The sequence below is a fragment of the Paenibacillus terrigena DSM 21567 genome, from assembly GCF_000374845.1.
GTDB classification, from domain to species: Bacteria; Bacillota; Bacilli; order Paenibacillales; family Paenibacillaceae; genus Paenibacillus_K; species Paenibacillus_K terrigena.
In genome coordinates this window covers 153,352-167,819 of the sequence record NZ_KB895413.1, presented here as the reverse complement: position 1 = coordinate 167,819, position 14,468 = coordinate 153,352, and the positions used below count along the sequence as shown (strand labels likewise).

General features: G+C 45.5%; 15 protein-coding genes and 2 pseudogenes. 1 reads left to right on the top strand and 16 read right to left on the bottom strand.

What is annotated here, in order from left to right; genetic code table 11:
• Positions 1–163: 163 nt before the first annotated feature.
• The gene (locus C558_RS0104725; RefSeq protein ID WP_018755086.1) at positions 164–883 is read left to right on the top strand and encodes a Crp/Fnr family transcriptional regulator; all 720 of its coding nucleotides are present in this window, start codon (positions 164–166) and stop codon (positions 881–883) included.
• A 37-nt stretch (positions 884–920) separates the two neighbouring features.
• On the opposite strand, the gene C558_RS0104720 is transcribed toward C558_RS0104725, so the two are convergent.
• The 16 genes and pseudogenes from C558_RS0104720 to C558_RS0104645 all read right to left on the bottom strand — a co-directional run bounded on the left by C558_RS0104720 (position 921) and on the right by C558_RS0104645 (position 14,390).
• Complete coding sequence (locus C558_RS0104720; protein WP_018755085.1) at positions 921–2,231, bottom strand: HAMP domain-containing sensor histidine kinase; 1,311 nt, start codon at positions 2,229–2,231, stop codon at positions 921–923.
• Positions 2,231–2,932 carry a response regulator transcription factor gene (locus C558_RS0104715; protein ID WP_018755084.1) on the bottom strand — a complete coding sequence of 234 codons (702 nt, stop codon included), beginning with the start codon at positions 2,930–2,932 and terminating at the stop codon, positions 2,231–2,233. Before C558_RS0104715 ends, C558_RS0104720 begins: the two co-directional genes overlap by 1 nt.
• Positions 2,933–3,026: 94 nt before the next feature.
• Positions 3,027–3,398 (bottom strand): hypothetical protein, encoded by a 372-nt coding sequence (locus tag C558_RS30390; RefSeq protein ID WP_018755083.1) that lies wholly within the window; start codon positions 3,396–3,398, stop codon positions 3,027–3,029.
• Positions 3,399–3,499: 101 nt separating this feature from the next.
• Positions 3,500–3,925, bottom strand: a complete 426-nt coding sequence (locus C558_RS0104705; RefSeq protein WP_018755082.1) for a hypothetical protein — start codon at positions 3,923–3,925, stop codon at positions 3,500–3,502.
• A 123-nt stretch (positions 3,926–4,048) separates the two neighbouring features.
• Positions 4,049–6,151, bottom strand: coding sequence for a copper-translocating P-type ATPase (locus tag C558_RS0104700; RefSeq protein ID WP_156825994.1), 2,103 nt, complete (start codon positions 6,149–6,151; stop codon positions 4,049–4,051).
• 160 nt (positions 6,152–6,311) lie between these two features.
• Positions 6,312–7,154: a DegV family protein gene (locus tag C558_RS0104695; protein ID WP_018755080.1), complete on the bottom strand. Its 843-nt coding sequence runs from the start codon at positions 7,152–7,154 to the stop codon at positions 6,312–6,314.
• Between the two features lie 115 nt (positions 7,155–7,269).
• The gene (locus C558_RS0104690; protein WP_018755079.1) at positions 7,270–7,833 is read right to left on the bottom strand and encodes an FAD-dependent oxidoreductase; all 564 of its coding nucleotides are present in this window, start codon (positions 7,831–7,833) and stop codon (positions 7,270–7,272) included.
• A gap of 68 nt (positions 7,834–7,901) precedes the next feature.
• Positions 7,902–8,483, bottom strand: coding sequence for a GNAT family N-acetyltransferase (locus tag C558_RS0104685; protein ID WP_018755078.1), 582 nt, complete (start codon positions 8,481–8,483; stop codon positions 7,902–7,904).
• The gene (locus tag C558_RS30385) at positions 8,458–9,183 is read right to left on the bottom strand and encodes an HAD family hydrolase (protein WP_018755077.1); all 726 of its coding nucleotides are present in this window, start codon (positions 9,181–9,183) and stop codon (positions 8,458–8,460) included. Before C558_RS30385 ends, C558_RS0104685 begins: the two co-directional genes overlap by 26 nt.
• 32 nt (positions 9,184–9,215) lie before the next feature.
• Positions 9,216–10,298, bottom strand: coding sequence for a nucleotidyltransferase family protein (locus C558_RS34180; protein ID WP_018755076.1), 1,083 nt, complete (start codon positions 10,296–10,298; stop codon positions 9,216–9,218).
• A 448-nt stretch (positions 10,299–10,746) separates the two neighbouring features.
• Positions 10,747–10,874: pseudogene (locus C558_RS35165) on the bottom strand (metal-dependent hydrolase); the annotation flags it as partial.
• A 37-nt stretch (positions 10,875–10,911) separates the two neighbouring features.
• Complete coding sequence (locus C558_RS0104665) at positions 10,912–11,337, bottom strand: GNAT family N-acetyltransferase (RefSeq protein WP_018755074.1); 426 nt, start codon at positions 11,335–11,337, stop codon at positions 10,912–10,914.
• A gap of 133 nt (positions 11,338–11,470) precedes the next feature.
• Positions 11,471–11,938, bottom strand: coding sequence for a GNAT family N-acetyltransferase (locus C558_RS0104660; RefSeq protein WP_018755073.1), 468 nt, complete (start codon positions 11,936–11,938; stop codon positions 11,471–11,473).
• A gap of 33 nt (positions 11,939–11,971) precedes the next feature.
• Positions 11,972–12,763 (bottom strand): lipid II flippase Amj family protein, encoded by a 792-nt coding sequence (locus tag C558_RS0104655; protein ID WP_018755072.1) that lies wholly within the window; start codon positions 12,761–12,763, stop codon positions 11,972–11,974.
• 186 nt (positions 12,764–12,949) lie between these two features.
• Positions 12,950–13,105 (bottom strand): annotated as a pseudogene (locus tag C558_RS30375) (antibiotic biosynthesis monooxygenase family protein); the annotation flags it as partial.
• A gap of 94 nt (positions 13,106–13,199) precedes the next feature.
• On the bottom strand, positions 13,200–14,390 hold the full coding sequence (locus C558_RS0104645) for a peptidylprolyl isomerase (RefSeq protein WP_018755070.1): 1,191 nt from the start codon (positions 14,388–14,390) through the stop codon (positions 13,200–13,202).
• Between the last annotated feature and the right edge of the window lie 78 nt (positions 14,391–14,468).

The following is a 14,468-nucleotide window of genomic DNA, read 5'->3' as shown; positions in this document are numbered from 1 at the left end:
GTTCGTCAGTGATTTTTACCACAATGTTTACTGAATATTCAAATTTACTTAAAAATTAACGTTATGATGTGATCAAAAACGTGATAAAATAAGTTTGTGAAGAAATGCACATCATAGATTTTAACAACTAAAAAAGTGCATATCAGAGGAGGGAAATGATATTATGACACTTCTATCTCCAACCGATGTAGAAAGAACAGGTAATACAAGCGTATTCTCGGACACGAACTTCAATCGGTTATCTGTCGTAATGAAAGAACGTATTTTTCCGGAGGGATCCCATCTATTCTGGGAGGGCGATCCAACCGACAAACTGTTCTATATTAGCAAAGGCCGAGTCAAAATCACAAAATCGACAGATGAGGGCAAAGAGCTCATTATGTATATGTACCAAGCTGGGGACTTAGTCGGAAATGTCGATCCCTTCAACCAAGGCAAACACAGCTTCACAGCTGAAGTGATGGAAGAGACGGAAATTGGTATCGTGGAGCAGAAAGATCTTGAGCTTCTCCTCTGCCAACATTGCGACTTCTCCATTGAGTTCATGAAATGGATGGGACAGCATCATCGGCTCACGCAGACGAAATTCCGCGACCTCATGCTCTATGGCAAGCCTGGCGCCTTATGCTCTACGCTTATTCGACTAAGTAATTCTTATGGTGAACCGCACGGAGAACACACGATTATCAACAAGAAAGTAACACATACGGACTTATCCAATATGATCGGTGCGACACGTGAAAGTGTAAACCGGATGCTTAGCGACTTGCGTAAGAAAGATGCCATCGAATACGAAGGCGGACTCATCGTCATTAAAGATGTTGCGCAGCTACAGGAAATTTGTCATTGTGAGAAATGCCCATTATCGATATGCCGCATTTAATAATAAAGACCGCCTAGTCAGAAAGCATAGGTGGTCTTTATTTTATTTTATATTCAAATGTAAACCTCGCACCACCATTCGGTGATTCCAGACATTCGACCTTCGTCTGCAGCTTATCTGCAATATGCTTGCAAATCGCGAGCCCAATTCCCGTTACTCCCGCTTCACCGATATAATTCCGTTCGAAGACAGATTGCCGCTCTGCGATGGGCACCCCGGGACCATCATCATCAACGATGATACAAAACCCACTTGGCGTCTGTTCCAGTGTTACTACCACTTCCGTCGCGGCATAACGAACCGCATTTTGCAGAAAATTAATGGTCAGCTGAAAAATTTGCTCCGCGGGTATGGCCAACTCCATCGCAGCAGCATGCGTTTCGATCTTAACCTGACGCTCACTAGCAGCAGGTCCCAACAACTGCACAGCCTGCTCAATCAACTCTTTCAAATCCACATGCGTCATTTTCCATACTTCGTCTAAGGTCTCAAGTCTTGTAAGCTGCAGCAGCTTATCGACTAATTGAATCAGCCGTTTGGATTCCGTCGATACGACCTCTACCCCTTTTTCTACGGACACCACCTGATCTTTAATCGCCTCCGCATATCCCTGAATAGACATTAAAGGCGTACGAAGTTCATGAGATATGTTCTGCAGGAATTCTGTCTGCTGCTGATGATGCAGCCTAATACGTTCGGACATGGTGTGAAATGTATTCATTAACTGTCCAATTTCCGTGTCGTCTCCCTTCGGCATCCGTGCGCCTCGATACGATGGTTCAAATCGGCTCACCGCCTCTTTAAGCTTCATAAGCGGTCTCGTCGTATTCCAGACTAGCCATAAGCCGACGATGAAGATGACGACGAAGCTGATAATGACCGATCTTATCGAGATATGGAGAATTCGATCTGAAACTTGATTCAAAATATCCATTGGTGTATAGACAATGATGCGCAGCCCATTTTTTAGATTTTGATGCGTATACATCATTTTCTCTTGGTTCAGCTCGAAGAAATGATCCTGTCGCGCCATCGAAATATGCGCAGTTCGACCAATCATTTCATCATCGCCTGCGGCTATGATCTTATCTTCTTTGTTAAGGATAAAAAAATCAGCATAGTACATCCGATCCCGAAAGCGCAATTCCAAATCATCTGTGCTTAAATCTTCGGGGTCGCCCCCTTCAATAATTTGAATCCCTTTCTCCATCTGAATACGTAACTGGTTCCTTGCTTGGTCCATTAACATACCATCGACGAGCCGATCTACCATATAGACGGACGTGAATACGGAGAAAATCATAACAATAATGAGCGCAATAAAAATTCGACCTCGAATCGTACGCATCAGCTTTTCACCGTCGCCTTATAGCCGAAACCCCACAACGTATCAATATGAAAAATTGCTCCTGCGTCGCCCAACTTCTTACGAAGCCGCTTAACAAGATCGTCAACAACGCGAACTTCGCCCAAGAAATCATATTTCCAGACCTGCTGAATCAGCTGTTCTCGACTGAATGGACGCTCCATATGAGTCGCTAGGAATACGAGCAAATCATACTCACGAGAAGTGAAGGATATCTCCATCCCCTCCACCTCGACACGGCGAAGCTCCTCACTGACTTTCATATTCCCAACCGTTAAATACGTTCCATGTTCTGACGTCGATGCGTCCACAGATTTATGCATTTGAACGAGACGCAGCATACCTTTCACACGCCCAACAAGTTCACGGGGATGAAACGGCTTACGAAGGAAATCATTACACCCCAGCTCCAGACCAATGATCCGGTCCTCTTCCTCCCCGCGTGCTGAAATCATAATAATCGGCATCTCTGTGAATGTACGAATCGTTGTAAGAAGTGACAATCCATTCACGCCTGGCATCATAATATCTAGAATCAGACAGTCCGGCGCCTCTGAACGAATTCGGTCCACAAGTTCGTGACCATCAGGGAAGGATGTCACTTGAAACCCATCCTTACGCAGATACTCTGAAATGAGTTGTAAAATATTCGGATCGTCATCAACAACAAATATATGTGACACCACATGCTCCCCCCTTCGTCTACTTTCCCTTCACTCTAGCAGAAAGCAAGAAAGACAGGAAGACTCCGTCCTCCCGCCTTTATGGATCAATTGCTTACTTCTTGCTACTCGTCGTTGTTTTTGCGTTTGTCGTTGTTTTTGCCGTTGTTTTTTTTGCTTTTTTAATGGCTTTGTGATGATGTTTTTTATGTTTTGATACATGTTTTTTAAGCTTCGCAGCTTTATGTTTCGATTTAACGGCTTTTTTAACGACTTTCACCGTTTTAGCTTTTTTAGGAGCAGGTGCTGGTTTAGTAACCTTCACAGCTTTCGTTGCTGCCGTTTTTGTCTCTACCTTTGCTGCTGCCTTCGTATCTACTTTCTTCGCTGTCGTTGGTGCATCTGCAGCAAAGGCTGCTGTACTAGCGCTAACCACCATCAGTGCAGCTGTCAAAAATGTTACAACGGTTTTTTTCAAATTAATCATTTTGTAACTCTCCTCTCGATTGGGTATAACCTAATATTAGCGCCCAATCATGTGAGGATTATCGAAAAATGATGTGAAAAGTGTATGAAAATCAACGTGATTTATTTCGTTTTCGTTTCTTTCACTACGATCTCTAGAATATCGTCTTCTTTGATGACCATATCCATCCGTTTTCCGCTTGTCAGCGGGTTACCATTGAGTAGAATTCCCCAATGGAGCCGCGAATCCAAGGCGACTTCGTTCACAGATACGATATCTTTACCATCTGCAGTTAATTTGATGACACCACTGCCCTCAAGAAGCTGCCGCAATGTGATCCCTTCTTTATACTTACTTAAAATGGATTTCGTAAGATTCGGAACGATATTCCCACCATTAATACCAATAGCAATCGTGGGAACCGTGTTCACCTGCGTACTCTTTAGTACCTGGGCTTCAGAATCGAGATGATCTGTTGTAGAACACGATATGATGAATAAACTTAACATCAATGCGTAAATTCCGAGGATTAGTTTCTTTGAATTCATCGTCGACACTCTCTTTCCGCACATAATCTAACGATTCTATTATGATACAGTTTGTACGAAAAAGGGTATCAAAGCGATTACAAAATGATATCACTCGTTCAAAAGTCCCAAATCAAGGAATTACTACCATTTCGCCTTCTGTAATCGTAAAGCATTCAACACAACCGATATAGAACTTAGCGCCATAGCTGCTCCAACAATCCAAGGCTCTAGCAAGCCGAAAGCCGCAATAGGAATCGCAATCGTATTATACACGAGCGCTAAGAACAGATTCAATTTCATATTGTTCATCGTCTTATTGCTAATCTGTATGGCATCTGCAATCGAGTTCAAATCTTCTCGCATAATGGTGACATCCCCTGCATCCATCGCCACATCCAAGCTCGGTCCAATCGAAATACCAATATCTGAAGCGGCTAGTGCAGCTCCATTATTCGATACGTCACCTACCATAGCGACCTGATGTCCTTCCGTCTGTAACGTTCGAATGGCTTCTGCTTTCTCATCGGGATGCACTTCCGCAAGGACATGAACAATCCCAACCTCATGCGCAATGGCGTTCGCCGTCCGACGGTGATCTCCTGTCATGAGGACCACTTCAATCCCCATTTGCTTCAATCGTGCAATGGCAGACGCCGTCGTTTCTTTCACCTCATCCGATACCATAAGTGTACCTACATAAGTTCCGTCAACCGCTGCGAGTATTGCTGTTCTGCCCGTTGATTCTAGTGCAGCCAGCTTAGGCTCTGCGACACTGAAGCCAATATGATATTGACTGAGCAATCTTCTGGTACCGATCACAAGGTCATGCCCATCGACAACAGCACGTATCCCATAACCTGCATAAGACTCGAGATATTCTATCGTAATCGTATCATCTGCGAGGCTTATACCTCGTTCTTCGATCCCTCGAACGATAGCAGCAGCAATCGGATGAGCAGAACTGCGTTCAGCAAGCCCAATCCAACGCAGCAGCATTTCCGCATTCAGTCCGCTTTGAATTTGATCAAGATTAGGCTCGAGCGCTACCTCTGTCAGCGTAGGAAGTCCCTTCGTAATCGTCCCCCGCTTATCTAACACGATCGTGTCTACTTCATGCGTGGATTCGAGGAACTCGCCGCCCTTGAATAGAACACCAACTTCCGCTGCACGACCAGAGCCAACCATAATGGATGCAGGGGTAGCCAGACCAAGTGCACAAGGACAAGCAATAACCAATACCGATATTCCCGCTTCAAGCGCAGCAGCAAGATTTCCGGCCTGGAAGACCATATACCATAAACCAAACGTGATGATAGCAATCATAACCACAATAGGCACGAATACACTCGCAACAGAATCCGCAACCCGCTGAATCGGCGCTTTCGATTGCTGCGCCTCCTCCACCACTTTAATCATGCGGGACAGTACGGTCTGTCCACCGATTCGATCTGCTCTCAGATAGAAGCTCGATTTATCATTAATCGTTGCACCAAAGACACGATCACCACTTTTTTTGGAGACAAGGCTCTTTTCTCCAGTTAACATTGATTCATCGATGAACGATGCGCCTTCCACAATCGTACCATCTACAGGAATCTGTTCTTTCGGTTGAACGAGCAGAATATCATTCACTTGGACATCTTCAATCGTAACATTGACGGGCTGACCGTCCCGCATAATCGTCGCTGAATGAGGTCTTAAACGCATCAAGGCCTTCACTGCCGCAGAAGTCTGCCCTTTCGCTAGAGACTCGAGCAGCTTACCAATGAGTACCAACGTAATCAATAGAGCACTTGTCTCAAAATAGACGCCTGGCATATGGGAATATTGGTTCGTCCATTTGACCATGGCAACTAGGCTGTAAACGTATGCGGATGTCGTACTTAACACGACGAGTACATCTAGATTCGCAATCCCACGTCGCAGTGCTTGACAAGCGCCCACATAGAAGGAACGGCCAATCCAGAACTGTACCGGGGTCGCAAGAAGAAATTGTACCCACGGATTAAGTAAGAACGAAGGAACATACATGTTCGTCATCCAAGCAAAACGTGAGATCATCACCCATAAGAGAGGCAAAGATAAAATCACGGATAGAATCAGATTCTTCTGCTGTTCCGCTAGAGTATTCTTCATTATTCGATTGTCCAAGGTGGCACTCGACTTCTCGAATGCATCTATATTACGAACTTGCAATTCCTTCTTATCCATCGACACAACCTCATTCCATCTTGCATTGCTCATTCTATTTATTTCGATTTTTCAACCGATTCATACCTTATTCCTTTATCATAACAACCCCCCATGCCCCGTGCAACATGTTTCACAGTGGGAAATGGAGAAAGCTTAGTTCCGAATGAAATAAAAAACATGCGGATAGATCTCCGCATGTTAGATCAATGCACTATGAAGAATAACTTACGAGAATACCGCCTTCACCCGCATACGTTCCGATGATTGGGCCCATATTCGTAATAATCACTTTATCGAATGGATATTTGCTCACCAAATCCTTCATGAAGGCTTTGGCCCGCTCTTCACAATTCGAATGGGCGCATGCAATCCAGGATTTATCGGCATGATGCCAAGTTTCCCCAACCTTTTCCATCAAATGCTTCATTGTTTTTTGCGTCCCGCGAAGTTTCTCTACGACCTCGACCGCTCCCTCTTCACTCGCCTGCATCAGCAGTTTTATATTCAGAACCGAAGCAACCTTCCCTGCCAGGCGGCTCATACGCCCCCCGCGAATGACATTTTCCAATGTATCTAAAGTAAATAAAGTATGCGAGGATGTAATAAGTGCTTGAATTCGTGTAAGCAGCGCCTCAAATGCCATCGTATGTGCCCATTCGGACGCGCGAATCGCAATTAATCCGAGACCCATGGATGTCGTCTTCACATCGATCACTTCCAATTCACCTGTGAAGCCTTCATCACGATACATTTCTTTCGCCATTAATGCATGCTGATAAGTACTACTTAAGACGGAAGATAACGTCAATACAAGAATGGGCTGTTTCGGATCCGCCGCCTTAAATTGGGTTAGAAACGCCATCGGCGAAGGACTCGATGTCTTCGGAAGCTCTTCGGACGCTTGCATCTTGGCATAGAACAATTCTGAGTCCATATTGGATTTGAACTGTTCATGTCCAAATTGGACGCACAGCGGTACTAATGAAATGTTGTACTGTTCTGAGAGCTCCTGTGTAAGATCTGAGCTGCCATCTGTAATGATTTTGATCGTCATAGATTCGTGATTCTCCCGTCATCATGATGTACTACGTATCCGTCTCATTATACTGACATCATGACACGAGTTCAATACTAGGAATTTTCCTAATCTCGCAATCGATTCATAGGATTTAAGATTTCAAGACATCGTGATCCACATAACGTTCGTCGTTCAATTCACTAATAATGTTAATCGCAACCTTAGCGCCGTCACCCGATGTAATAATCGTATGGACACTTGTACCTGCTACCGTACCCGCTGCCCAAATGTTCGCTTGGCTCGTCCGTCCGTCAGCATCTACCGCTATAACTGTCTTAATACGCGGCTCACGGCCTTCTTTTAATTCAAGACCGATATGATTCGCGAGGTCTGTCAACGCGCCTGTTGCAAGCAGAACATGCTTACCCGTATAGTCATCGCCATCGGTATGTACTTGAATCCCTTCTTCTGTCGTTGTCACATTCGTTACTTTCGCTTCCACATATTCCGCGCCAAAGCTTGCAGCCTGCTCAAGGCCTTGGGCAATGAGATCTGGTCCTGATATTTCCTTAATGCCGTAATGGTTCAGCATCCATGCACGCTTCGTCATACTCTGATTGCTATCAATAATCAACGTAGATTTCCCTGCTTTTGCTGCGAAAATCGCTGCACTTCCGCCTGCCGTACCGCCGCCAATAATAATTACATCATACATTTCCATCTCTCCCTTATCGAAATATGTTCCTTATACAACTTAATTATACGATCTTTCGGAGTGGGTTTCTAGTTACTTCCAATTACGACAGGGACCTCGTTACGCAGAATCGAGTACAGCTTGACGCTCTCGAACCGACCTTGGATGAAGAGCTGCTCACGAATCACACCTTCGTAGATCATTCCAATCTTCTGCATCACCCGCTCCGAACCCATATTCTCCAGATTACAGCGTGCTTCTAGACGGTTCAAATCCATTTTCTGAAATCCGAATTGAAGGACCGCACGCGCAGCCTCACTCATAATCCCTTGATTCCAGTATTCTTCCGATAATGCATAACCAATCTCTGCTCGTTGATGTTCCGGCGCCCAGTTGACGAATCCACACGTCCCAATGAATTTGCCATTGGGTTTATATTCGATCCCCCAGTTCGTCACCTGCCCCTCCCGGTAGCGTTGTTCAATCGCATCAAGAAAAAGCTCCGAATCACGCAGCGTTCGGTGGGTATTCCACATCGTATAACGTGTCATTTCTGCATTGGAGGCATAAGCGAATAAATCCCGCGCATCGCTTCTCCGCATTTTGCGAAGGATCAACCGTTCTGTCTCCAACCGTGGCAAGTTCCTAAATAATTCTTCCATGCTCAGCATCAGCAGCACCTCCACTTATGACTTGCTGTCTGTCGCGATCGAGTTCCTCAATTCGCTGAATCAGTACCTCAAGCGGTAGATCCGCCATCGACATGAGCATCACGTCCTGGATTGTAAACGACAAACGATGGGTTAGTGCATTGGGAACAGCTACGCCGTATAATCCCGCGGCTTTGGCAGCCGTTAACCCATTGACTGAATCTTCGAAGGCGATCGCTTCATGTCCCTCAACCCCTAGCTGCTTCAAGGCAAGGCGATATAATGCAGGATCTGGCTTCACTTGTTCGACGTCGTCAGCGGTACAGATGCATTCATAGTAGTCGTAAATCTCATATTTCTTCAAGTAACTCTCTACCCATGCCCGTGGTGAACTCGATGCAAGACCGATCTTGAGACCCGCACGCTTAGCCACGATCAGGTAATCCAGGACACCTTCGCGAAGCTTCTGCTTCTCCATTTTGGATAAGAATAATTCGTGTACTTCTGTTCGCAGCTCCCTTTCATCCGGTTGTCCTTGCAGTTGATCAGCCAAGTAACGGTAAGGATTGAAAGCCTCATGACTAGCTCCGATCGCATTGTTGAACAATTCTTCTGGAAATGAAATACCATACTTCGCATTCACCTGCTGAAGCGATTCGTACCACGGGGTTTCCGTATCCAAAGTTAATCCATCAAAATCAAACACCACTGCTCTAATCAATGACTTCCCCTCCATCCACAATCTCTAAATTCTTATAATTGCAAACACATATAGTCTTCATTCCAATACAGGTCGTTCCATCGCATCGCACGCGCCTCTTGACCGTACACCTGAAACCCTGCTTGCTCATAGAGACGTCTTGCCGTCTGATTGGTTGTAACAATCGATAAGTTCAATTGCTCCAGTCCGACAATGTTACGTGCATGTACAATGGCCTGCTGCAGTAATGTTCTTCCAATGCCATGACCTTGCTCGGAAGGTGTCACATACATGCCCCAGATTACGCCTTTGTGACGGAACTTCACACCGGATTCCCGGTAAAATCCGATCACTCCTACCAATTCTTGCTCTTCCGTCCACGCACCAAGCACGAATCGATCTGAAGTACTCACGATTTTCGATCGGATTTTTTCCATTGGGTTTTTCATCGCCTCTTCCAGACTTTCGCCGAAGTATTCCGGATAGAGGCGTAATCCTTCGAGACGTAGATCTGTAAAGGCTTCGACGTCTGTCTTTTGAAGTTGTCGAATATGGATCGTCTTCGATGTCGTATCCTCATCTCTTACATGCGTTATCACTTCTAACTTCGGCCATAAGTAACGCCAATTTTTCGACTCAACACGCTGTAGGAAATACTCCACATCTTCAAAATAGGGTCCACGCCGTACCAATAATTGAAATAAATCATCCAGTCCGTGAGGAGCAACAATCTCAATCCGATCTTGGTCATTGATACGAACCGCGACAGCCGTAGCCGTCTCAGGCCACCGCAGCATCGCGTCTGCGATCGAGTGATATGGCGCGTGATGATTGCGTAGATGCATGCGCGCCTGGTTCTTCACAGACCATTGATATTGCGACATCTGCTTCATGAGGTCCTTCTCGAATCTTCGATCCCGCTCCTCTGACTTCGAACTTGCATCATAATAAATGACATCCACGTCATTGAGCGGTGTACGCGCACCAAATCCATGAAGCCGATCCCAGACGTAATTGCGAATGAACCCAGCTGCGATCGCACCTTCATTCATTTTGAGCGCCCGGACAAGGCGAAGGGCATCGATCATATCCTGGTCCTGCGAAATCCATTGCGTCAGCTGCTGTTCCCAATTCATTCAAGCCACCACCTATGCCTGTTAAGTGCATTTATTATAATCCAAAACAAAAATCAAATGTGTATTTATTTGGAAAAAAAGACAGTTTTCTTGGATGCGTCAAACGCCAGAAAACTGCCCTTATTGCTCACTTGTAGGATGAAATTCCTAATTTCTTGCCTCTGCCTGTTGTATAAGAAAAGCCTTATCTGATACAGTCATGATACGGGGATATTTACCCCAAAGCACACGATATTCCTGCACATGTCTTAATGCCGGTCCTAATTGAGTCGCAGAACGATTCCCAAGCATGCATGGTTCATCCAAACCTGTTACAGGAGGTTAGAACAATGAGAATTTTCGCTTCCAAGCTTCGCGTATCTCTTGTTGTGTTGGTGTCCATCTGTCTGCTCGGTACCCAATCTTCGCTCGCCCAAGACCATCATCTGGTCACTCGTAAATCGTAACACTAAGACCAGCCCATACGCTCTCGCAAAGTCGTAATGTGGGCGGTGTGATGCTTGCCGTGCCATGCACATATATTCCTAAGTTCGTCGCAAGTTTCACTTCGCCCGAATCTGGATGGAGAAAGGATTTCTATGCCCAAGCTGCTTCCATGTTCATTACCCCTGTACTAATCTTCTTCCGTTATATACTCACAGCGGAACCGCTCTACTCCAGGATACTTCTCTCCCAGACTAAATACAGTAAAACCAATATTACGATAGAAATCTGCTGCACTTTCATCCGTCTCAGAAACAATCGACTTCGGATTCGTAAGACCAATCAACTCCAGCATGATGCTGCGTCCGTAACCCTGTTCCCGATTCTCAGGTCGAACCGCAATATGCTGCAAGATGAGATTTTGATCTTCATCCATCGAAAAACCGACAATCCCTATTACTTCATCTTCTTCAACCGCGCCGTACAACTGCAACTGATCCTCTTGCTGATAGCGTGCAACCGCTTGCTCTATCCGGTCGGGATCAGGGAAAACGGAGTAACCAATCAGTTCACGAATTTCTTCCTCATTAAGTCGATGTTTGATGTGTTCTAACATGATCATTCACTCCAGTATAGGTAGATTACGAAACTTCTTCGAACCCCCATTATATACGATTACACGAGCTGATAAAATATGAATCATAAGACCTTAACATGGCGCCATGGAACAACTTCTCCCTAATAGCGCGCTAGCCCTTGAAATAAAGCTCATATGTATAGTAATGTTCATCTCGTTCATATCCAAGTGATTCATAGAGGCGCTGGGCTATCTTATTGTCATGCGCAGTGGACAAGGTCAGTCCTTTCGCGCTTGATTCAAGTGCAAAGCGATAGGCCATATCCATGAGTTGACGTCCAACACGCTGCTTCCTTGCTTCAGACGTTACGAAGAGATCGTTCAAGATCCACAATCGCTGCATGGAAACGGAAGAGAACGAAGGATATAACTGAACGAAGCCAAGACCACGGCGATCTTCTGGTGATGAATACGCGATGAATGCCGTAGATTCCTTGTGCGTAATCCGCTCCTCTAGAAAGGTTGCTGCGCCATCCAAATCTGACGACTGACCGTAGAACATCCGGTATTGATTAAATAATAGAGCTAAATAAGGGACATCCTCTACCCCTGCTTGCTTGATCCATACGGAATTCTCCATTTCCTCTGCCTCACTTTCTTCCTCTTAAAATAGTCAGATCCGTGCCGTCATCCATTCGATCCATACGACAGCAGGCATGAAGATCACTTGCCCCAGCAATGTACCCACAAAACGAGACATCATCATGAGTCCATACACCTTGCCAAGCCGATCCTGATCTGCTTCATTACGAAGTGCTCGATCGGTCATGAGCGCAATCTGCGGATCAATTAGCACGGTCATAATGATCGTCGCAATCCCATTAATCAGTCCCGAGGACTGCGATGCAGCGATACCAGATACTGCCACGAAAGAGGCATATAACGCAGCTAACACCCCAACGGTATAGATCGACGTAACGACACTGTTCAATAGGAGCAGCCTTTTGGGAACATTATAGATTCGCAAGGCTCTCAGCATTTTCAATGTGGGTCTGCGAAGATGGGTCCGGGCATGCTTCAGCTTATCCAGCGATACACTCGTGAGCAGCTTCGGAATCGAACCTGACACCTCTAAGTGTGATATCATACGACCTGCAAGAAATACGACAGAAGGAAATAACAGCATGGCGAGCACCGTGCCAATCGACGCCGAACCGATAATCAGACGGAAATATTTCTCAAGAGGGAATCCTGCGTTGAGCTTGGCATAGTCTATCATCTTCCCGACCATAACGCCTTGCAGCATGTTGGAGGTTCGGGCGACGAGCACAATCATACCCGATAGGGTTAGCGATACTGCTAGCTTTCCTGTTCGAACACCCGCAAATCGTACAGCATAAGATAACGTTTCCGAGGTATGAATTATCATCGTGAGCAGCGAGACGATCAATAGTTGTTGCAGCATCATTTCCCCTCCAATGTACACAACACAACCCACCATCGAAGCATTCTCGTGGTGGACTGTGAGTCGAAGATGATCTAGTCGTAAACATCGTAGCCACCAAGAGTCTATACGCCCTCATTGTACCACTTTTTACCACCAGTGATAAGATCATATGTTCTGACAAAATGTATTGTTTTTTGCACAATTTTATGTACCAGAAACCACAGAGACAAAATGTTCAACGACAGGGAAGGGGTCATAGTAATGATGCAATAAGGCTTTCCATGCCAAATATTCTTCTGATCCCCGGAATCCTATCGTATGATCCTCAAGTGTCTCCCATCGCACGAGCAGTACATATTTATTCTCCTCCTTCAGACATTTCTGCACTTTGTTATATACGAAGAGAGCATCCCCCTACCCTAAGGCAGCACGGGATGCTCTAATCGTAATTTCCTTATTTAGCTGGTGTTGTACCTGTCTCTTTTGGAGCCGTTTTGTCGAGTGTATTCGTGATTTTCGCTTTATCGCGCAAGCCTTGAATGTATTCATTCGACATTTCCGAAATTTTCTGCTTTGTCAATTGTTCTTTAATCTCTACTTTTTTATCGTCCAGCGTAGGGTTAACCGCTTCTTTTTTATCCGTTAGTTTAATAATATGGTAGCCAAATTGCGACTTGATAGGTTCGCTGACCTCGCCCACTTTCATCTTGAAAGCTGCCTCTTCAAATTCAGGCACCATTTGGCCTTTGCCGAAGAAGTTCAGATCGCCACCATTTACCTTCGAACCGGTATCTGTTGATTTCTCTTTTGCAAGAGCTGCAAAATCTGCCCCGCCCTTCAATTCCTTCTCAATGGCATCCGCCTCTTCCTTCGTCTTCACAAGAATATGGGAAGCACGAACTTGCTCTGGCGTGGACATCGAAGCTTTATTCGCTTCGTAGAAATCTTTGATCTCCTGATCCGTTACATTGACCTTCGGTGTAAGAAGCTTCGTTAATTGCACTTGCGGTATCATTTCTTTGCGCAGCGCTTCGACTGTTAAGTTATACTGCGCCAGCATTTGATTGAAGCCTTCATCACTGCCAGCGGATTTCTTAATATTGTCTACTTCTTTGTCAAGATCTGCTTCGGAGACTGTAATATTCGTTTTCTTCGCCTCTTGGTCGACCACCTCGTACATGATCAAACTATTAATTGTATTCGTGCCACCCGCTTCAAGCATGGCGTCATAGAGCTTATCTCTTGTAATGTCCGTGCCATTAACGGAGGCAACGACTTCTTTCCCTTTGTCTAAAGGCGGCTTCAAGGTCACGAATACAAGACCGATCAGTAGAACAGCCGAGATCACCATCCAGACCGGCGTCATATTCCTTCTTGATGCCGCTGGTACCGTTGCTATGGCATTCTGATCTGCCGGGGCTACCGCTGCAGCGACTTGCTCCAATGCAGGCTCCTCTTCTTGCGCTGTCACTTGTTGTACCGACTCCAATTCGTGTTCTTGTTCTGTTGTATGCTCAGCCTCGGAATGGGCTTGTCCAGCAATAACCTCAGCTTCATCGCTCGATGGCGTGTTCTCTGCCCCCTCTGAAGCTGCTGATGCAGCTACCTCCACTTCCGTAAGATTCTTCTTTTCTTTATTATCCACGTCATAACTCCCTTTCAACTTTCATGGTATGAGTATACTTTCCACAAACTATACCAGAACACCTTTCTCCGAACCTTA